This window comes from Roseomonas gilardii subsp. gilardii (assembly GCF_023078375.1).
In the GTDB taxonomy this organism is placed as follows: Bacteria; Pseudomonadota; Alphaproteobacteria; order Acetobacterales; family Acetobacteraceae; genus Roseomonas; species Roseomonas gilardii.
Window position 1 is genome coordinate 518760 of sequence record NZ_CP095554.1, and the last position, 19356, is coordinate 538115.

18 protein-coding genes and 1 pseudogene are annotated in these 19356 nt (G+C 71.2%); 5 read left to right on the forward strand and 14 right to left on the reverse strand.

Annotation, left to right across the window (positions count from 1 at the left end; genetic code table 11):
• Both MVG78_RS02450 and MVG78_RS02455 read right to left on the reverse strand, forming a co-directional pair.
• Entirely contained in the window at positions 1 to 1056 is a 1056-nt protein-coding gene (locus MVG78_RS02450; RefSeq protein WP_247557901.1) for a carbohydrate ABC transporter permease, read from the reverse strand.
• 26 nt (positions 1057 to 1082) lie between these two features.
• A complete protein-coding gene (locus MVG78_RS02455) occupies positions 1083 to 2363 on the reverse strand; it encodes an ABC transporter substrate-binding protein (RefSeq protein WP_247557903.1) in 1281 nt (426 codons plus the stop codon).
• Positions 2364 to 2512: 149 nt separating this feature from the next.
• On the opposite strand from MVG78_RS02455, the gene MVG78_RS02460 reads away from it, so the two are divergent.
• Together MVG78_RS02460 and MVG78_RS02465 are read left to right on the forward strand one after the other, a co-directional pair.
• On the forward strand, positions 2513 to 3532 hold the full coding sequence (locus MVG78_RS02460) for a LacI family DNA-binding transcriptional regulator (RefSeq protein ID WP_247557905.1): 1020 nt from the start codon (positions 2513 to 2515) through the stop codon (positions 3530 to 3532).
• A gap of 173 nt (positions 3533 to 3705) precedes the next feature.
• Positions 3706 to 4065, forward strand: coding sequence for a CinA family protein (locus MVG78_RS02465; protein WP_247560262.1), 360 nt, complete (start codon positions 3706 to 3708; stop codon positions 4063 to 4065).
• Positions 4066 to 4129: 64 nt separating this feature from the next.
• On the opposite strand, the gene MVG78_RS02470 is transcribed toward MVG78_RS02465, so the two are convergent.
• Both MVG78_RS02470 and MVG78_RS02475 read right to left on the reverse strand, forming a co-directional pair.
• Positions 4130 to 4570, reverse strand: coding sequence for a DUF3597 domain-containing protein (locus MVG78_RS02470; protein WP_247557906.1), 441 nt, complete (start codon positions 4568 to 4570; stop codon positions 4130 to 4132).
• Between the two features lie 209 nt (positions 4571 to 4779).
• A complete protein-coding gene (locus MVG78_RS02475) occupies positions 4780 to 5478 on the reverse strand; it encodes an endonuclease III domain-containing protein (RefSeq protein WP_247557908.1) in 699 nt (232 codons plus the stop codon).
• Between the two features lie 204 nt (positions 5479 to 5682).
• Here MVG78_RS02475 and htpG point away from each other — a divergent pair, with 204 nt between their 5' ends.
• Positions 5683 to 7509 (forward strand): molecular chaperone HtpG, encoded by a 1827-nt coding sequence (gene htpG, locus MVG78_RS02480; RefSeq protein WP_247557910.1) that lies wholly within the window; start codon positions 5683 to 5685, stop codon positions 7507 to 7509.
• 34 nt (positions 7510 to 7543) lie between these two features.
• Here the strand turns inward: htpG and MVG78_RS02485 are convergent, their stop codons facing one another.
• Complete coding sequence (locus MVG78_RS02485) at positions 7544 to 8032, reverse strand: MarR family winged helix-turn-helix transcriptional regulator (RefSeq protein ID WP_247557912.1); 489 nt, start codon at positions 8030 to 8032, stop codon at positions 7544 to 7546.
• A gap of 144 nt (positions 8033 to 8176) precedes the next feature.
• On the opposite strand from MVG78_RS02485, the gene MVG78_RS02490 reads away from it, so the two are divergent.
• Positions 8177 to 9184 carry a Bug family tripartite tricarboxylate transporter substrate binding protein gene (locus tag MVG78_RS02490; protein ID WP_247557914.1) on the forward strand — a complete coding sequence of 336 codons (1008 nt, stop codon included), beginning with the start codon at positions 8177 to 8179 and terminating at the stop codon, positions 9182 to 9184.
• 126 nt (positions 9185 to 9310) lie between these two features.
• Here MVG78_RS02490 and MVG78_RS02495 read toward each other — a convergent pair whose 3' ends face one another.
• On the reverse strand, positions 9311 to 10909 hold the full coding sequence (locus MVG78_RS02495) for an ABC transporter substrate-binding protein (RefSeq protein WP_247557916.1): 1599 nt from the start codon (positions 10907 to 10909) through the stop codon (positions 9311 to 9313).
• A 98-nt stretch (positions 10910 to 11007) separates the two neighbouring features.
• A complete protein-coding gene (locus tag MVG78_RS02500; protein WP_247557918.1) occupies positions 11008 to 11940 on the reverse strand; it encodes a dihydrodipicolinate synthase family protein in 933 nt (310 codons plus the stop codon).
• 164 nt (positions 11941 to 12104) lie between these two features.
• Here MVG78_RS02500 and MVG78_RS02505 point away from each other — a divergent pair, with 164 nt between their 5' ends.
• Positions 12105 to 12785 carry a GntR family transcriptional regulator gene (locus MVG78_RS02505; protein ID WP_247557920.1) on the forward strand — a complete coding sequence of 227 codons (681 nt, stop codon included), beginning with the start codon at positions 12105 to 12107 and terminating at the stop codon, positions 12783 to 12785.
• 54 nt (positions 12786 to 12839) lie between these two features.
• Here the strand turns inward: MVG78_RS02505 and MVG78_RS02510 are convergent, their stop codons facing one another.
• The 7 genes and pseudogenes from MVG78_RS02510 to MVG78_RS02540 form a co-directional block, all read right to left on the reverse strand.
• Positions 12840 to 14180 (reverse strand): hypothetical protein, encoded by a 1341-nt coding sequence (locus tag MVG78_RS02510; protein WP_247557922.1) that lies wholly within the window; start codon positions 14178 to 14180, stop codon positions 12840 to 12842.
• On the reverse strand, positions 14180 to 14842 hold the full coding sequence (locus tag MVG78_RS02515; protein ID WP_247557923.1) for a hypothetical protein: 663 nt from the start codon (positions 14840 to 14842) through the stop codon (positions 14180 to 14182). Before MVG78_RS02515 ends, MVG78_RS02510 begins: the two co-directional genes overlap by 1 nt.
• A gap of 10 nt (positions 14843 to 14852) precedes the next feature.
• On the reverse strand, positions 14853 to 15617 hold the full coding sequence (locus MVG78_RS02520) for an NADH-quinone oxidoreductase subunit H (RefSeq protein ID WP_247557924.1): 765 nt from the start codon (positions 15615 to 15617) through the stop codon (positions 14853 to 14855).
• Complete coding sequence (locus tag MVG78_RS02525) at positions 15614 to 15778, reverse strand: hypothetical protein (RefSeq protein WP_247557926.1); 165 nt, start codon at positions 15776 to 15778, stop codon at positions 15614 to 15616. The genes MVG78_RS02520 and MVG78_RS02525 overlap by 4 nt, the downstream gene beginning before the upstream one ends.
• A 10-nt stretch (positions 15779 to 15788) precedes the next feature.
• Positions 15789 to 17846, reverse strand: a complete 2058-nt coding sequence (locus MVG78_RS02530) for a proton-conducting transporter transmembrane domain-containing protein (protein WP_247557928.1) — start codon at positions 17844 to 17846, stop codon at positions 15789 to 15791.
• Between the two features lie 85 nt (positions 17847 to 17931).
• Complete coding sequence (locus MVG78_RS02535; protein ID WP_247557930.1) at positions 17932 to 18189, reverse strand: hypothetical protein; 258 nt, start codon at positions 18187 to 18189, stop codon at positions 17932 to 17934.
• Positions 18190 to 18319: 130 nt separating this feature from the next.
• A pseudogene (locus MVG78_RS02540) lies at positions 18320 to 19149 on the reverse strand (aldo/keto reductase).
• Positions 19150 to 19356 lie beyond the last annotated feature (207 nt).

The following is a 19356-nucleotide window of genomic DNA, read 5'->3' on the forward strand; positions in this document are numbered from 1 at the left end:
TCAGTCCCTCCGCCGCCCGGCGACGCCGAGCTGGATCAGGGTGAGGATGAAGAGCACGGCGCCCAGCAGCACCGAGGCCGCGGCGGCAAGGCCGAAATTCTGCACCTGATTCGCGAAGGCGGTTTCGTAGATGTACTGCACCACCATCATCGTCGCCGTGCCGGGGCCGCCGCCGGTCAGCACGAAGACCTCGTCGAAGGTCTGCACGCCCTTGATCAGCGCGAGCACGATGACCACGATCATGTTCGGCCAGAGCAGTGGCAGGGTGATGCGCCAGAAGATGCGGTGCGTGGGCGTGCGGTCCATCGCCGCCGCCTCGTAGAGATCGGCCGGAATGGCCTGCAGCCCGGCGAGCAGGATCAGCGTGTAGAAGCCCATATGGGCCCAGACGGACACGAAGATCGCCCAGAACATCGCCCAGCCGGGCTCGTTCAGGAACAGGACGCGGTCGCCACCCAGCCCCATGATGATGGCGTTCAGCAGGCCGTCGCGCTGCAGGATCCATTTCCAGATCAGCGCCACCACCACCGGCGACAGCAGCACGGGGAAGAAGAAGACCGCGCGGAAGAAGCCCCGGGCCCGGATCTTGCGGTTGAGCACCAGCGCGGTGACCAGAGAGGCCAGCACCGTTCCCACGACGTTGAACAGCGTGAAGGTGCCGGTATTGGCGACGCCGCGCCAGAAATGGTCCTCGCGGCAGGAGCCGGGATCGATGAAGGAACCGCAGTCGAGCAGGTAGGCGTATTGCTGCGTCCCCACATAGGGCCGCTCCGCGGGGAACAGCGCGGCGCCGCCGGTCAGCGAGAACCAGAGGTTGATCGCCAGCGGCAGGAAGACGAAGAGCCCGAAGAAGGCGGCGTTGGGGAGGAGGAAGACATAGGGCATGCCCCGCTCGCCGATCAGCCTCTGCACGCCGCGCATCGGCGCGTCGATGAGGCGCAGCGGCAGCGCGGCGGCCCAGCCCAGGGCGCGCAGGGCGCCTCCTTCCTCCAGGCGCGGCACGGCCGGGGCGGTTGCCGTGCCCGCGGCGGGCACAGCGGTCTCGACGGAGCTCATTCTGGCGATCCCGGTCCGGGGAGGGGCTATTTCTTGTCGCGCTCGGCGATCTGCTGCGTCACGTCATCCGTGATGCGGCGATAGGCTTCGTCCAGCCCGATCTCGCCGGCCACGGCCTGGCCGAGGCGGCTGATGGCGGCGTTGAAGATGATGCGCGACCCGGAATAGCCCTGGAGGCGATAGGCCGCCGGCGAGATCTGCCTCACCTCCTCGGTGAAGACCTTCAATGCCGCCCGTGCCGCCTCGGAGCCGGACTTGTACTCCAGACCTTTGGCCGCGATCCCGACATGACCGGGCACGAAGAGGGCGCGGCTATAGAACTCCGTCATCACCTCCTCGCTGGCGAGGTATTCCATGACCTTCGCCACCTCGGCGGGATGCTTGCTGGACTTGAAGGCCATCAGGGCGGCGCCGCCCGGCATGGGGGAGCAGTTGGCCGGTCCGCAGGGTGTCGGCACCGCCACCCAGTCGAAGGCATCGCCGATGGTCTTGTCGAACTGGGCGATCTGCCAGGAACCGGACAGGTACATCACGACCTGCGCGTTCTTGAACTCGTCATTGGCACCGCGATAGGCCGAGCCCGCCACCGAGCCCCAGATCTCCTTGGACATGATGCCCTTGCGGTGCCAGTCCACGACCAGGGAGGCGGCTCGCTTGAATCCTTCATCCACCACGGCGGGCCTGCCGGCCTCGTCGATACCCGTGGCGCCCTGTGACACGGCCAGACTGAAGAAGCGGTGCCCCGAACGGTCCAGCGCCAGCGGGAAAGGCGCGCCCACCTTGGCCGCCACCGCCTTGACCGCTTCCGCCCACTGCTCCCAGGTCGCGCCGGGACCGGGCATCGCGATGCCGGCCTGCTCAAAGAGGGTCTTGTTGACGAAGGGGCCCGTGATGGTGAGCTGGGTCATGAAGCCGGGGATGGAACCCGTGTCGCCGGCGACCCGCATCCAGGGCAGGAACGGGCCGTAGCCTGCCTCCCAGGCTGCCGCATCCTTCAGATGGGGTCTGAGGTCCAGCCCGTAGCGCGCCAGCCCGCCCATGTCGGCGACGCGCGCCATGTCCGGTCCCTGCCCCGAGGCGAGCTGCACCGGCAGGTTCTCGCTGATCGCCTTGAACGGCACCTGGTCCAGAACCACGCGGATATCGGGATTCCGGCTTTCGAAGCGGCGAAGCAGGTCGTTCATGACCTCGCCCTCGTTGCCGTCCGAGTACCAGGCCATGCGAAGGGTGGTCTGGGCCATCGCCGGCCCGAAGGCCGTCGCCGCGAGGCTCAGCCCGGCGGCGAAAGCATAAGCAAGCACCTTCATGAACTTCCTCCCTGATGCGGTAACGGGCACATCCCAGTCGGCGCCTCTTGTTCCGAGATGGTTTGGCAAACGTTTGCCCAACCTGTCAAACGGTTTTATAAGACAGAGATGTGGTGGGATAATCCCGGGTCAGTCCTCAGGGGAACCAAGTGAGAGATCCCGATAACGACGCATCGGGTGAGGTTCGGCCGGTCTCCCTGGCGACCATCGCCGCCGCTGCCGGAGTCTCGATTTCGACCGTCTCCCGGATCGTCAATGGCGAGACCCGCAGAGCCTCGGCAGAAACGGTGAAACGGGTCCGGAAAGCGATCGAGGCGACCGGCTATCGGCCGAATTCCATCGGGCGGGCCCTCCGCAGCGGGGAAAGCCGCCTTGTGGCGATGCTTGTGGCCAATCTGGACAATCCAGCCATGGCGACCATTGCGGCTTCCACCGAGGCCGCATTGCGGACGGCAGGCTATGTGATGATCCTTTGCGACACGCATGACCGTGCCGCGCTCCAGGATGAATATCTTGCGGCCATGCGTGCACAGGCGGTCCAGGGCTATGTGATGGTGGTGGCCCGTTCCAGCCCCGGGCTCGCCGAAATGATCGGCCACGGCACGCCGATGGTGTTCGTCGGGCGGCGCAACCCCCTGGGTGGCGGCGCCTTCGTCGGGATCGACAACACCGGGGCGGGTGCGTTGGTCGCCGATTATCTGTGGCAAGCCGGAATCCGGGAACCCGGCATCCTTTCCCCGCTGGAAGGCTCATCCTCTGCCACACGGGAGCGGATGGAAGGTTTTCGGTCCCGCTATGCCGCGCTTGGCCTGGACCCGGCGAGAATCCCGGAGTGGCGGGCGCCGGGCCTGGCTCATGTCGAAATCGGCTATCACGCCGCCCGGTTGATCGGGCGCCGTGATGCCTGGCCCCGTGGCCTGCTCTGCGTCAGCGATCAGCTGGCCTATGGCGCCTACCGCGCGGCACGCGAAACGGGGTTGCATGTGCCGGATGATTGCCGCCTGGTGGGAATCGATGGCAGCACGCTCAATCCCTGGCTTGCACCATGGCTTGCATCTGTCCGTGTCCCTTATGACAGATTTGGTCCCGCGATCCTGCAACAGCTTCAGCGCATCTGGTCTGGCACACGTCCAGCAGAGCAGCTTCTGACTTACGGTCCCGTCCTGTGACCATGGCCACAATCACGATTGTTTAGTCCCGGGATTTGGTGGAGCGGGTTGAGTCTGAATCGTTCCGGCTCTGCGGCCCACTGTTTGCAGATGAACTCGTAAGGGTTCAGGCCCTGTTGCCAAGGGCGGAGCGGCTCGGCGGGTTGCTCAAGCGCCGTGGGGAAACCATCGCCGTGGCCGAATCCTCTGCCGGCGGCCTGGTGTCGGCGGCCCTTCTCGCCATCACGGAGAAGGGGATGGCTGGCCTTCGCCCCGCCACCGAACCTTATGCCACGCTGCTGGCCCGCACCGCCCGGGAGCGCTTCGCCGTGGATTGGGGCATCGCCGAAACCGCTGCGGCCGGACCGGGCGGCAACCGCTATGGCGATGCCGCTGGCCATGTCTGCCTTGCCATCGCCGGCCCGGAGAGCCTGACGAGGACGCTGGCAACCGGGGACCAGGACCGCAAACAATATGCGGGCCTTCGCGGCCGCCCTGCTGGATCTCCTCGCCGAAGCCAAGGAGAGGGATCAGGCGCGGGCGACCGGCCCTGACCGCCCGGTCCTGCACACGGCGAAGGAGGGAGAGGCCCGCGCCTCTCTCCCCTTCGTGCCTTCGTCAGTTCCTCAGGCTGTCGGGCACCTTTCCGCCATTCTGGGCGAGCTGCTGCCACACGGCCTTCGACAAGGCGATGTTCTGCTCGGCGCTGCCATCCGCGCCCGCATGCACGTTGAGCTCGTTGGCGAGCTGCTTGCGCGCATCCAGGCTGGAATCGAGGTCCAGCATCTTCAGCAGATCGACGATCGAGGTCCGCCAGTTGCCGCCGCCGCCCTTCCGCGCCGCGATGCCCTCCAGCACCGACTCGACATCCACCTCCTGCCCAGAGGCCGGGGCACCGCCGGCACCCGCTGGCGTGCCGGCCGTGCCCGGATTGCCCCCCGGCGCTGCGTTCGGGGTGGCATTCGGGTCTGGCGCCTGATCGGAACCGGCCGGGGCGGCAGGCTGCGCCGCGCCGGCGGGATGGAAGATCTTGTTCAGGATCGAGCTGAAAATGCTCATCTTGCTTCCTTTCGAGAAGACGGACAGGGAACGGGCAGGCCCGGCCGGAGTTCCGCCGCCCTGGACGGAGCCGGCGCCGCATCCCGGGGAAATCCACCGCCTCAGCCCGCTCCGGCCAAACGGCTGCGACGGGTAACGCAGGATTTCCGGCCGTGTTGCGACGGTCACACCAGGAAAGGGCGCATCAGGAAGCTCTCCGCGGCGCGGCGTCAGCGATGGCTCGTCACCCCGGCCTGCTGGCACAGGCTCAGCAGCAGGCAGGCCGAACAGCGCGGCCGCTCGCCCGTGCAGACATGCTTGCCGAAGGGCACGAGGCGCTCGTTGATCTCCACCCAGTAGCGGCGCGGCAGGATCGCGGCGAGGGCGGCCCGGGTGCGGTCCGGCGTGCTGGTCGCGACGATGCCCCAGCGGTTGGTCACGCGATGGACATGGATGTCCACGGCGATATGCGCCTGCCCCAGCGCCACGCCGAGGGCGAGCGAGGCGATCTTCGGCCCGACGCCGCGGAAGGCCATCAGCCCCTCGACCGTGTCGGGGACGGCGCCGCCGAACTCCTCCACGATCCGCCGCGACAGGGCGATCAGGTCGCGCGCCTTCGGTTCGGGAAAGGTGGCCCCGTGCAGGAGCCGCACGAGCTCCGCCTCCTCCAGCGCCGCCAGCGCTGCCGGAGTGCGCGCCACGGCGAAGAGCCGGAGGCAGACCGGGATCGTCGTCTCGTCGCGGGTGCGGGCGGAGATGAGGCTCGCCACGAGCTGCTCGAACAGGCTGCCATAGCCCCGGTCCCGCAGTTCGAACATCGCCGCCTTCGGCACGTCGGCGACGGCCCGCCGGAGGCGCCGGAAGGCCTCGTCGAAGTCGAAGGGTTCCTTCGGCGCGGCTTCCGCCGCGATCGGGGCTGCGAGGGGCATGACCACAGGAACGCCGTCCAGCCGCGCGGGTTCGCCGTCCGGCCCGCCACAGCCGGGGTGCCCTTTGGACCCCCCCTGGGGAAAATCCCTGGGGAAAACCCCTGGGAAAACCCCTGGGAAAACCCTTGTCCCAACCCGTTGAAACGATCCGCTATTCCCCGCATATCGCGCGCCAGCTTGAACCCCCGACCGAGAGGACTGACGGTGAGCGAGACGCTGGAGCGGCACGAATTCGGCGCCGAGGTGGGGCGCCTTCTCGATCTGGTCGTGCACGCGCTCTATTCCGACCGCGAGATCTTCCTGCGCGAGCTGGTGGCCAATGCCGCCGATGCCGTGGACCGGCGCCGCTTCGAGGCGCTGACCGACAACAGCCTGGGCCTGCCGGCCGAGGCCAAGGTCCGGATTGTGCCGGACAAGGCGGCGCGGACGCTGACCATCTCCGATCCCGGCATCGGCATGAGCAAGGCCGAGCTGGCGCAGCACCTGGGCACCATCGCCCGCTCCGGCACGCTGGCCTTCACCCGCTCCCTCGCCGAGGCCCCCACGGCGGAGAAGCCCAGCCTGATCGGCCAGTTCGGCGTCGGCTTCTACTCCGCCTTCATGGTGGCGGAGCGGGTCGAGGTGACCTCCCGCCGCGCCGGCGGCGAGGAAGCCTGGTGCTGGGCCTCGGAGGGCCAGGGCAGCTACACGCTCGCCCCCGCCGAACGGGCGGAACCCGGCACCGACATCGTGCTGCACATGAAGGCGGATGCGGAGGAGTTCCTGGAGCCCTTCCGGCTGCAGGCGATCATCCGCAAATGGGCGGACCACATCACCATCCCCATCACCGTGGCGCGGGACGGCCAGGACGAGCCGGCGAACGAGGGCACCGCGCTCTGGCGCAAGCCGAAAGCCGAGGTGACGGAGGAGCAGTACACCGAGTTCTACCGCCACGTCGCCCATGCCTTCGACGAGCCCTGGGCCACGCTGCACTGGCGCGCGGAAGGCACGCTGGACTACAGCGCACTGCTCTTCATCCCCGGCATGAAGCCCTTCCAGGCGGTGGAGGACGAACGGCAGAGCCGCGTGCGCCTGCATGTCCGGCGCATGTTCATCACCGACGAGGCCGGGCTGCTGCCGCCCTGGCTGCGCTTCGTGCAAGGCGTGGTGGATACCGAGGACCTGCCGCTGAACGTCAGCCGGGAGATGCTGCAATCCACCCCCGTCCTGGCGCGCATCCGCAAGGCGGTGACGAACCGCGTCCTGTCCGACCTCAAGGCGCGCGCCAGGGATGAGGAGGACTACGCGAAGTTCTGGGAGAATTTCGGCCCGGTCCTGAAGGAAGGCGCCTGGGAGGATGCCGGGCACCGCCAGGAGGTGGCGGCGCTGCTGCGCTTCCGCTCCTCGGCGGTGGAGGGCTGGACCTCGCTCGCCGATTATGTCGGGCGGATGAAGGAGGGGCAGGAGGCGATCCACTTCCTGCTCGGCGACGATCCGGCCGCCCTCGCGCGCTCGCCGCAACTGGAGGGCTTCCGCGCCAAGGGCGTGGAGGTGCTGCTGCTGTCCGACGGCATCGATGCCTTCTGGCCGGAGCGCCTCGCGGAGTTCGAGGGCAAGCCGATCCGCAGCATCACCCAGGGCGTGGTGGACCTCTCGAAGATCGCGGGCGGCGCGGAGGCGGGCGAGGCCGCCGATGTCGCCGAGCTGCTCGCCCGGCTGAAGGAGGCGCTGAAGGACGAGGTCGGCGAGGTCCGCGCGACGGACCGGCTGGTGGAAAGCGCCGTGGTCCTGGCCGCCCCGCCATACGGCCCCGACCTGCAGATGCAGCGCATGCTGCGCCGCGCCGGGCGGGGCAGCGGCGCCGGCCTGCCGGTGCTGGAGATCAACCCGCGCCATCCGCTGATCCGCAGGCTGGCCGAGGGCGCGGCGACGGACACGGCGCTGGCGGAGAAGGCTGGCCTGCTGCTCGACCTCGCCCGGGTGCAGGATGGCGACACGCCCCGCGATCCGGCCGGCTTCGCCCGGCGCGTCGCCGCCGCGCTCGCCTTCTGAACGCGGCCCGGCCCGTCTCCCGGCGGGCCGGCCCTCACCGCGGCAGTTGCGCGGCGTGCCGGTGCAGCTTGGTCAGGATCGCATCCAGCGCGGCCAGTTCCGCCGGGTCGAGCGCCTCGGCCAGCTCGGCCTGCAACGCGCAGGCGCGCGGCACGATGCGGCGGTACAGCGACAACCCGCGCGGCGACAGGCGCAGGCTCTGCGCGCGCTGGTCGCCCGGCAGCGGCTCGCGCAGCAGCAGGCCCTTGTCGTCCAGGCGGATCACGGCGCGGCTGACCTTCACACGGTCCATCTCCGTCCGTCCGATCACGGCCTGGGTGGACAGGCGTTCGCTCTCCCCCAGCACCGCCATGACGCGCCATTCGGCGACGCCGAGGCCGAACTCCTCCGCATAGCGCGCCGCGAAGGCCTGGCTGACGCTCTCCGCCACCACCGAGAGGCGATAGGGCAGGAACTCGGCCAGCCGCAGCGGGCCACATTGCTGGCACAGCGCCGTCGCGGCACAGGAGTTCGGGTCCGGCATCGGGAATCCCCTATATCATGTCATATGATATCATATAGAAACCCCGGCAATACCGCACCCGCCCTCCGCCGTGACGGAGCGGCCAACGATCCCGGCACCAGGAAAGGGCCGGGCCAGAAAAACGGGCCAGAAAAGAGGATGTCCATGAACGACCACCGCATCACGCGCCGGACCGCCCTGAGGGCAGGGCTGGGAGGCGGCCTCGCCCTGCTACCGCTGGGTATGCTGCCGCTGGGACGCGCCTTCGCCGCCTATCCCGACCGGCCGATCAAGTGGATCGTGCCCTATGCCGCCGGCGGCGGGTCCGACGTGATCGCGCGGCTGGTCTCCACCGGCCTGTCGCAACGGCTCGGGCAGTCCTTCGTGATCGACAACCGTCCGGGCGGCGCCACCAATATCGGCGCCGAGGCCGCGGCGAAATCGGCGCCGGACGGCTATACCGTGCTGACCGCCGACAACGGCACGCTGGTCTTCAACCCGGCCCTGTTCAGGAAGCTGCCCTATGACGTGGACCGCGACTTCCGCCCCGTCGGGCTGCTCGCCCGCTTCCAGATGCTGCTCGCCGTCACGAAGGAAGCCCCGGCCCGCAGCGCCCGCGACTTCATCGGGCGAGCCAGGGCCATACCGCGCGGCATCAACTATGGTTCCGCCGGGATCGGCTCGCCGCACCACCTGACCATGGCCCGCCTGGCGCGCGAGACCGGGATCGAGCTGACCCATGTCCCCTATCGCGGCATCGCGCCGGCGCTGAACGACCTGCTGTCCGGCAATGTGGAGGCGATGGTGGTGGACTACGCCGCCGGCGGCGAATACCTGCGCTCCGGCCAGATCAGGCCGCTGGCGGTCTTCTCGGACACCCGCATCCAGGGCCTGCCGGACGTGCCGACGGCACAGGAGGCACTGGATCTGCGCGGCTTCGAATCCTATGCATGGCAGGGCCTCGTCCTGCCGAAGCGCACGCCCGACGCGGAAGCCATCCGCCTCTCCACGGCGCTCGCCGCGACGCTGCAGGACCCGGCGACCGCCACGCGCATGCGGGACATCGGCGTCGAGCCGCTTCCGGGCGGGCCGGATGCCTTCCAGTCGCTGCTCGCCAGCGAACGGAAGATCTGGGTGCCGCTGATCCGTGAACTCGGCGTCTCGCTCGATTGATCCGGACGAACGGTGCTGGGGCGTTGCTCCTGGTGGCCGGCCCCGGGCGGAGGCGGAGCCTTGCTCCCGGGAGCGACGAATGCTCCAAAGCCAAGGCTCCAGCCTGTCCCGCCGTCGTGGCGCAGGTCAGACCGTCTTCTCCATGTTCCAGAAGAACTGCACCGGCGAGAGCACCATGCCCTTGAGGTTGTCGCGATAGGCCATGGGCTGCTGCACCAGGCCGCCCGGGGCATAGGGCACCACCTCGAAGGCGCGGCGCTCGATCTGTGCCGCGATCTCCTTCTGCTTCGCGGCATTGGCGGTGGCGATCCACTGGTCGCGCAGCCCTTCCAGCGCCTCATCCTTCGGCCAGCCGAACCAGGCGGCCTCGCCATTGGCGCGGATCAAGGGATGCAACGCCGGATTCAGCACATCGGCACCGGACCAGAGCGTGTGGAAGACCGACCAACCGCCCTGCTCCACCGGGCCGCGATTGGAACGGCGGCCGATGAAAGTGGCCCAGTCGGTGGAGACCAGGTCCACCGTCATGCCAAGATTCTTCAGCAGTTCCTGCGTCACCAGCGACTGGTTGTAGGCGATGGGCTGATCCGCCGGGGCGAGCAGGACGACCTTCTCGCCCTTGTAGCCCGCCTCCTTCAGCATGGCCCGGCCCTTCTCCAGATCGCCCCGGATCGCCTCGGCCCCGCCGGCGCCGGTGGACATGGGGGAACCCGGGGTGAAGAAGGTCTTCGCCTCCTTGTAATATTCCGCGCTGCCGACCACCGCCTGCATGTAGTCGTCCTGCTTCATCGCCATCATCACGGCGCGCCGGACCCCCGGATTGTCGAAAGGCGGCTGCTGGTGGTTGAAGCGCATCAGCAGGATCAGGCCGAGCGGCACGTTCTGGATGCGGATGTTCCGGTTCTGCTTCAGCACCGGCAGCAGGTCGATCGGCGGCTGCTCGTACCAGTCCACCTCGCCCTGCATCATCGCGCCCACGGCGGCGGCGGGCTCGGTCAGCGCCAGCCATTCGATGCGGTCGATCTTCGCCACCTTGCCACCCGCGGCCCAGGAGGGCGCTTCCTCGCGCGGGCGATAGGCCGCGTTGCGGGTGTAGATGGCGTTCTGCCCCGGGATCCACTCCTTCGCCTCGAAGCGCCAGGGGCCGGAGCCGGTGGCGTCGGCGATGGGCTTGCTGGCATCCGTCAGGGCGACACGCTCGGGCATGATGAAGGGCACGTTGGAGGACAGCTTGCCCAGCGCCGCCGGCAGCATCGGGAAAGGCTTCTTCAGCCGCACGGAGAAGGTGCGCGCGTCGTCCGCACCGTAGCCCTCGACGAAAGCGGCGAAGGTCTGGCCGAAGGCGTCGCGCTTCGACCAGCGCTGGATCGAGGCGATGCAATCCTGCGCCCGCACCGGCTGCCCGTCATGGAAGGCGAGGCCGTCGCGCAGGTGGAAGGTCCATGCCAGGCCGTCCGGCGCGGTCTGCCACTCGCTCACCATCTGCGGCCGGATCGCGAACGTCTCGTCAGTGGCGAAGAGCGTGTCGTAGATCAGGTAGCCATGGTTGCGGATGACATAGCTGGTCGCGACGACCGGATCGAGCGAGGGCAGCGGGGTCGAAGGGATGAAGCGCAGCGTGGCGCTCTTCCCGCCCTGCGCCCGCGCGAAATGCGGCCGGGCAAGGCTGGCGGCGCCGGCGAGGCCGGCGGCACCGGAAAGAAGCGTACGGCGGTGCAGTGTCATGGCGGACGGCTCCTTCGCGGCCGGTCCGTCCCGGCACGCGCCTGATCTGGGCTGTGTCGGGGGCTGTGTCGGGGGCTGTGCCGGGACGGGGCGGCGGATCAGGCTGCCTGGGGCAAGGCGAGGTCCGCCGGCAGCTTCGGCCGCTTCGCCAGCGCCGCCCGCATCAGCGCCTCGACCTCGGCGCGCTCGCCCTCCGGCAGTTCCAGGCGCGGCGGCCGCGTCAGATGGGTGCCACGGCCCATGATATGCTCGCAGAGCTTGATGCACTGCACGAGGTCGGGGCGCGCATCGAGGTGCAGCAGCGGCATGAACCAGTCGTAGAGCGCCCGCGCCTCGTCATAGCGGCCCGCCTTCGCCAGTCGGAACAGCGCCTCACCCTCGGCCGGGAAGGCGTTGGACATGCCGGAGACCCAGCCCTCGGCACCAAGCATCACGCTTTCCAGCACGGTGTCGTCGAGCCCCGCGAACATGCGGAAGCGGTCGCCCACCATGTTGCGCAGGTCGGTGAAGCGGCGCGCGTCGCCCGAGGATTCCTTGAAGCAGACGATGGTCTCGCAATCCGCCAGCGAGGCCAGGATCGCGGGCGTCACGTCGTTCTTGTAGATGGGCGGGTTGTTGTAGACCATCACCGGCAGGTCGGTGGCCTTGGCCACGCCGCGGAAATGCGCAGCCGTCTCGTGCGGCTTGGAGGAATAGACCAGCGCCGGCATCACCATGATGCCGTCCAGCCCAATCCGCGCGGCCTCCTTCGCCATCTCCGCCGCGAAGGGTGTGGTGAACTCGGCGATGCCGGCGACCACCGGCACGCGGCCGACGGCGGCATCCTTGGCCGCCTCCATCACCGCCACCTTCTCCTCCTTCGAGAGGGAGCAGTTCTCGCCCACCGTGCCGCAGACGATCAGGCCGGAAACGCCGTCGCGGATCAGCGCCTGCATCACGCGATGCGTCGCCTGGACGTCCAGGCTGTAGTCATCGCGGAACTGGGTGGTCACGGCGGGGAAGACGCCCTGCCAGTCGATCTTGGCGGTCATGGCTTGGTTCCGGCGGTCGCGGGATTGCGGGTGGCGTCTTCGTAGATTTTATACAATATCCGAGTCAATAGGTTTCTGTACCGGATGACAGGCCCCCGCCCCGGTGCCACATCCGGCACTCCACCCGCCGGGTGTCAGGCCAGGGCGGTGGGAGAGGAGAGTGGATGAACGCGCCGCTGAAGCACCGCACCGTCTCGGCCGCCGTGCTGGAGGAGATCCGCCGCCGCGTGCTCGATGGGCGCTACCCGGCCGGCGCGCAGCTTCGCCAGGACAGCTTGGCCGAGGAATTCGGCGTCAGCCGCATCCCCGTGCGCGAGGCACTGTTCCAGTTGGAGGCCGAGGGCTTCGTGCGGATCTCGCCGCACAAGGGCGCCACCGTCGCCGCCCTCTCGGCGGAGGAGGTGGGCGAAGCCTTCGAACTGCGCGCCCTGCTGGAACCGCGCCTGCTGGAACATTCCGCGCCGCGCCTGACGGAGGCGGATTTCGCCGCGCTGGACCGCATCCTGGCCGAGTATTCCCATGCCCTGGCACAGGGCGAGACCGGCCGCTGGGGGGAGCTGAACACCCAGCTCCACCGCCTGCTCTACAGCCGCGCCGGCAAGCCGCGCACCGAGGCGCTGGTCGCCAACCTGCTGCAGGAATGCGACCGCTACACGCGGTTGCAGCTTTCCGCCGACCCGTCGGAGCTGGCGCGTGCCGACCGCGAGCACCGCGAGATGGTGCGCCTCTGCCGCGAGGGCGCGGTGGCGGAGGCCGTCACCCTGCTCCGCGCGCATGTGGCGCATGTGGCCGAAGCTCTGGAAGACTTCCTGCGCGAACGCCCCCTGCCCGCCGCCCCGGCCTAAGCGCCTGACCCTTCCAGGATCGGCGCATCTGATCCCACCGGGCCGGACCGTCGCTCAGACCGCCACGCCCAGCCCCAGCAGAGCCGCCAGCACAAGGCCACCCCAGAGCGGCAGCAGGGCCGGGCGGCCGGAAGCATTGGGCAGTTCCCCGGCCAGCCGTTCCGCCTGTCGCGCCAGGGCGGGCAGGGCCAGAGCCAGGGCCAGGCCGAAGGGGAGCAGCAGCAGGGGATGCTGCCGCGCCAGCGCCATGGCCACGGCGAGGATGGCGGCGAAGCCCGGAAAGGGCGGCAGCCCGGCCAGCCCCGCCAGGGCGAGGAGCAGCCCCCAGCGCCCGGCGCGAAGACCCGCCGCGTCACCCGGTGCCGTGCTTCGTGGCGCCCCACCTTCCAGAGTCAGACTCGCCGCGCAGCGTGACAGCGCCTGCCCTGCCAGCGCCAGGAGGCCCGCCAGCGGCAGGTCCAGCCCGAAGCAGAGCGCGGCCAGCCCGGTCTGGCCGAGGCCGGTCCAGCCGAGCAGCCGCCCCGGCTCCTGCCGCCGCCACAGGGCCAGGGCCGCCGCCAGCAGCGACAGCAGCCCCGCCGCCACCAGCAGGCCGCCCAGCGGCAGGCCCCCGGGGGCGGCCCCCGTCACCCGCCCGGCGCGCCACAGCATGGGCAGCACCATGCCCGGCAGCAGGCCCAGGCACAGTGCGGAAAAGACGGCCGGCCCGCGCGCCGAGGCGGCCATGCCCCAGCCCTGCCAGGGCACCAGTCCCGACAATGGCCCATAGCCGGCCAGCAGCAGCACGGCCCCCAGCCGCAGCAGCCCCGCCTCCCCCATGGGGGCGGACAGGATCAGCCCCGGCCAGGACCCCGTCCCCACCCCGCCCGAGGCACTGCCCAGGAGAAGCAGCACCACCCCCAGCAGCGCGGTGGCGAGCCCGGCGCCGCAGGGCAGCAGCATCCGCCAGGACAGGGACCAGGATGGAACCCGCCCCTCCCCCACCCCCGACAGGATCGCCGCCGCGGCCAGGAGGGCGGGCACGAAGCCGATCCAGCCCAGCACGGGGCCATCCGCCAGGACCGCCAGCTGGTATCCGCCCAGGAAGAGCTGCACGGCCAGCGGCAGGCCCGGCGAGAGAGGGCCACGGCCGGCCAGCGCGCCGGACACCAGCAGGCCGACAGCCCCGCCCAGGGCCGGCAGGAGGCGGTTCACCGCATCCAGCCGCATCACGCCGTCGCCACCTTCCGGCCGCGCCAACAGGGCAAGGCCGAGCAGGAAACCCAGCGCCGAGGCCAGCAGCCCGGCCTTCGCCGCCATGCCGGGGCGGGACAGCGACAGGGCCAGCAGCAGCGCCGCCAGGAAGGGCAAGGCCACGGGGCTCCAGAGCGGCAGGGTGGCAAGCAGTCCGGTCATCACGCCCCCTCCGGCCCACGAGGCCGCCATCCCGCCAGGTCGAAGCGGAGGCGGAACAGGAAGGCCCCCGCCACCATGGCCAGGGCAAGGAGCAGGCTGGCCAGGGTGAGTTCCAGCACTTCCGGCAGCCCCGGCACCGCCAGGGCCGCCAGAACCAGCCCGTTCTCCAGGCTGAGGACCCCGAGCCCCTGGCTCAGCGGGTCGCCGCGCAGCAGCACCGTCGCCAGCCCCAGCAGCAGCAGCGCCAGCGCGACCGCCAGGGTGGCGCGCGCCGCCATGCCACCCGGCCCCATGGCGGCGGGCCAAACCACCACCGTGGCGAAGCCCAGCAGCACGGTACCCAGGATCAGCGAGGCGCCGATGCCGAGACGCAGCTCCGCCTCTCCCGGCAGGCCGAGGCGGCGCGAAAGCCGTCGCAGCCCCAGCGGCACAGCCAGGGCCCGCCCCAGCAGCGCCACCGCGGCCACGGCCAGGAGCTCCGCGCTCCACATCCCCCCACGACGGGACAGGCAGCCGGCGAGCAGGGCCAGCAGCAGGGATTGCAGCGCATAGGCCAGGATCGCCCCACCGCCGCGGCGCAGGCAGAGCAGCGCGAAGCCGCAGAGCAGCATGCCGCCGGCCAGGAGCTGCGGCAGATCGCCGGACACCGGCTCGAACCTCATGGGTCCTCCCTCATGCGACGCGGGCGCCCAGGAAGAGCAGCACCGCCCCGAGCACCGCCAGCAGCAGCGCCGCACCCAGCAGTTCCGGCAGGCGCTGCCGCCGCATCCCGGCCACCAGCACCCCCGCCAGGGCGAAGACGGCGCCGACGGCCAGCAGCTTGGCGATCCAGGCCAGCAGGCCGAGCGGCCAGGCCAGCCAGGGCGCCTCCACCATGTCCGGCGCCAGGCCGAAGGGCAGGAAGACCGCCGCCAGCAGGTCCAGCCAGAACAGCAGCCAGAGATCGCGGGCCAGGGACCACAGGGCCAGATGCCGCCCGGAGGCCTCGGCCGGCAGCATGGCGCCGGTCTCGGCCCCGCATTCCACCTGCGCCACCGCCAGCAGCGCCCCCAGGCAGAGCAGCAGCGAGAGCTGCAGCCCCACCCCGCCATCCCGCACCCCGGAGGCGATGGTGGCGAGGCCGGTGCCGCCCGCCAGCATGGACAGGACCAGCACCACCGCCAGCATCGCCGGCCCGGCCAGCACCGCATCGGCCAGCAGCCGCGAGGCCGCCAGCCCGCCCTGGGCCCGCCCGGCCTCCAGCCCCGCCAGGGCCAGGAAGGCCCGCCCCAGCCCGACCAGCCCGGCGAGCAGGACCAGATCGGCCAGCGGCGCCAGGAGCATCCCGGTGGTGAAGGCGGGCACCAGCCCGGCCGCCGCCAGCGCCGTGGCGAAGCTGGCATAGGGGAGTAGGCGCGACAGGGCGGAGGCATCCTCCGGCAGGTTCGGCTGCTTCACCACCAGGCGCCGCAGGTCGCGCCATTCCTGCCAGGGCGGCGCCCCCGCCGCCCGGCGAGGCGCAGGCGCAGCCAGCGCGCCCCGCCGGCCAGCAGCGGCGCGGCGAGCAGGATGAGGGCCCCATGCAGGAGCTGCGCCAGCAGGGCGAGCAGCAGGCTCATCCAGGCCCCCTCATTCATGTCCCGCGGGCCAGGCGGCGAGCAGCAGCAGCACCAGGGTCAGCAGCAGGCCCAGCGCCAGCTCGCCCCGTGCCGAAAGGCGCCGGGGGCGGCGCAGGAAGGGGGCCGTCGCCAGCCAGGGGCCAAGGCCCGCCAGGGTGGCGGGAATCCGGCGCCAGCGCGCGAGACTGTCCGCGATCCCCGTCTCGCCCGGCGCCGGCGACAGGCCGAGCAGCCGGCGCATCGGCTGCGCGAAGCCGCGCCCGCCGGGCTGCGTGGCCGGATCGCCGAAGGGCAGATGCGGCGGCGGGGCCATGAAGCCGTCATCCCAGACCGGCCCGGTCACCGGCGCCGGGCCGAGGGCGCGCAGCGCCAGCGCCGCGATCCCACCCGGCAACAGCAGCAGCGCCGCCACCGCCAGGGGCTGATAGGAGGCCGCGCCATCCCCCGCCTGCACCGACAGCCACCCGGCCCGCCCATCCAGATCCGCCCGCACCAGCAGGCGCAGGGCCAGGCCCATCAGCTCCAGCAGCGGTCCCGGCAGCAGGCCGCCCAGCAGCAGCAGCCCCGCCAGCACCGCCAGGGTGCCGCGCATCGCCCCCGTCGCGTCGCCACCGCCCAGGGTCCGCGGATGCCGTGGCCGGCCCAGGAAGGCGAGGCCCAGGAAGCGCAGCGCCGCCAGCGCCAGCAGGGCCAGCACTGCCCCCGCCGCCGCCAGCACCGCCAGGGTCGCGAGTTGCGTCCCGATCTCCCCGACCCTCCAGGCGGCCAGCAGGGCCTGGAGCAGTACCCAGGCCGGGGCGAAGCCCGCGAAGGGCGGCAGGGCGGCGAGCGCCAGCACCGCCAGCGCCGCGCAGCCGGTGGCCCAGGGCATCACCCGCACCAGCCCGCCGAGCCGTTCCAGCGAGCGGAAGCCGGTCATCCGCCGCACCTCCTCCGCCACCAGGACCAGCACCAGCGTGGCCGGCAGGCCGAGCCCGGCCTGCAGCAGCGCCCCGCCCGAGGCCAGCGCCGCCAGCGCGCTCAGATCGGCGGCCCGGAAGACCGCGGCCAGGCCCAGGCCGAGCACGGCCAGCCCCGCCTGCCCGCCCGCCAGCCAGCCCGGCAGGAGGCGGAGGTCGTCCTCCAGGCTGGCCCGCAGGCCGCACCAGAAGGCCATCGCCGCCCCGGCCAGCAGCGGCGGCAGGCCCCACCAGCCCGGCTGGGCCGGCCCGGTCAGGTCCAGCAGCAGCCGGGCCAGGAGATAGAGCCCGGTGGCCACCATCAGCGCCGGCATGGCCGCACAGGCCCGCCCCGGCCGGGCCGTGGCCAGCAGCGGCATCCAGCCCAGGGCGGAGGCCGCGCCCAGCAGCGGCGCGGCCCCGGCCAGGGCCAGCACGAGCAGCAGCCCGGCCCGCCAGCCCTCGGGCGGCGTCTGGCGCAGGACGTCGAAGGACCAGCCGTCCGGTGCTGGCGATGTCGCGGGCAGCAGCAGCGCGAAGGCGAGCAGCAGCGCCACCCAGCCGGCCAGGGCCAGGGCCAGGACCCGCCGGGCCGCGCCCCGCCCCCCGGGATGGGCCAGATCCGCGCTGGAGAAGACCAGGACCGGCAAAGCCAGCCCCAGGGCCAGAAGCAGCCCCGCCGAATCCGCCGCCGAAAGCGCGAGGGCCAGGGCCGCCGGGCCGACCGGGGAAAGGGCACGCCGCAGCGCATCCGGCTCCTCCGGGTCCGGGCCGGAGGCGGCGGCCAGCAACCCCAGCAGCATCAGAAACCACCCCGACAGCCCGTCGGGCCGCAGCAGGACCACGCCGCCCGGCAGCACCGGCAGCGCCAGGGCCGGAGAAGGCTCTCCCCGGAGAGCCATCGCCCCGGCCGCCATGAGCAGGAGCCCGGCCAGCAGGCCCAGGAACGGCGCCATCCGGGCCAGCAGGGTGACGGGCGAGGCCGGGGGAGCCAGAGTGCGGGAGGCACGGCCGGGCGGAAACGGCGGCAACGGACCCGGCGCGGAGCCGGCCGCCGTGGCACGCGGCAGCGCCCCGGCCAGGACGGCGAGCCCGGACAGGGCCAGGAAGGCGAGTAGCAGGATGGTCACGGCGCCGGACGATAGCAGCCGGACTCCTCGCGACCAGGGGCCGGCGCCGGGAGAATCCCGTGGTGGCGAGGACCGCGGCCGGGTGTCAGGCCGTGGCGAACATCACGTTCAGGCGAAAGCGCTCCGCGACACCGGGCGGCATGGCGACCCGGCCATGGTAGCGGGCGCGGCGCAGATCCTGGGGCGACAGCACGGAGAAGCCATCCCGCCAGCCATGGCGGTCCACCGCATCCGGCCAGTCCTCGCCCCGCCACATCAGGGGGCGCAGGCCGTCGCCATCCTCCACCCAGTGCCAGCCGCTTTCCTCAGGGTCGTCGGGGATACCGTTCCAGGTCTCGCTCATCGACCAACTCCTCAACCGGACAAACCATATCGTTTGCGAGATAATGCCGCCTTTCTAGACGAAGCCACGGCCATGTGTGCGATTTTTTCCGGCTCCGCCATCCGGCACCCGGCCTGTTCCGTGTTCCGGGTCACAGCATCTCCAGCGCCTGCTTGCGTTGCGGCGGCGGGAAGACCCGGTCCAGCGCCCGCAGATCCGCCTCGTCCAGCGTGATCTCGGCGGCCCCCGCATTGTGCCGCAGATGCGCCGGGTCGGCGGATTTCGGGATGGCCACCACGCCGGGCTGGCGCAGCACCCAGGCGAGCGCGATCTGCGCCGGCAGCCGCCCGTGGCGCTCGGCCACCTGTTGCAGCACCGGATGGCGCAGCAGCCGCCCACCCTGGCCCAATGGGGAATAGGCCATCACCGGCATGCGCCGCTCGCCGCAGAAGGGGAGCAGGTCGAATTCCACGCCCCGGGCGTCCAGGTTGTAGAGGACCTGGTCCGTGGCGCAGTCCGCCAGCGCGCCGCCCAGTTCCCGCAGATCGGCCACGTCGAGGTTGCTGACGCCCCAGCGGCGGATCTTCCCGGCTTCGCGCAGCCGCTCGAAGGCCTCCACCGTCTCGGCCAGGGGCACGCTGCCGCGCCAGTGCAGCAGATAGAGGTCGATGCTTTCCACCCCCAGGCGCCGCAGGCTCGCCTCGCAGGCCGCCGCCATGCGGGTGCGGGAGGCGTTGTGGGGATAGACCTTGCTGACCAGGAAGACCTCGTCGCGGCGCCCGCGATGGCCTCCCCCACGACCTGCTCCGCGCCGCCTTCCGCATACATTTCCGCCGTGTCGATCAGCGTCATGCCGAGATCGAGGCCGAGGCGCAGCGCCCGGGCCTCGGCCCCGCGATCCGCCCCACGTTCCCCCAGATGCCAGGTGCCCTGGCCGAGCACCGGGATCTCCGTCTCGTCCGCGAGCCGCAGCTGCCGCATGCGCTTCTCCTTACTTTCGGTCCTGTGCCGCCCCTGTCGCGCTCCCTGCCCCGTCGGAATAGGGAGGCCGGAGATGGCCGCCCCGGCCGGGCATGCTTTCGGATGCGCCCTCCATCCCCTGTCGGGCCGGATGCACCGGCCGGTGGCAGACCAGGAGGCAGGCCGGCAAGGCACTAGAGCGGATCGGTCCCCGGTGAAAACTCGCAA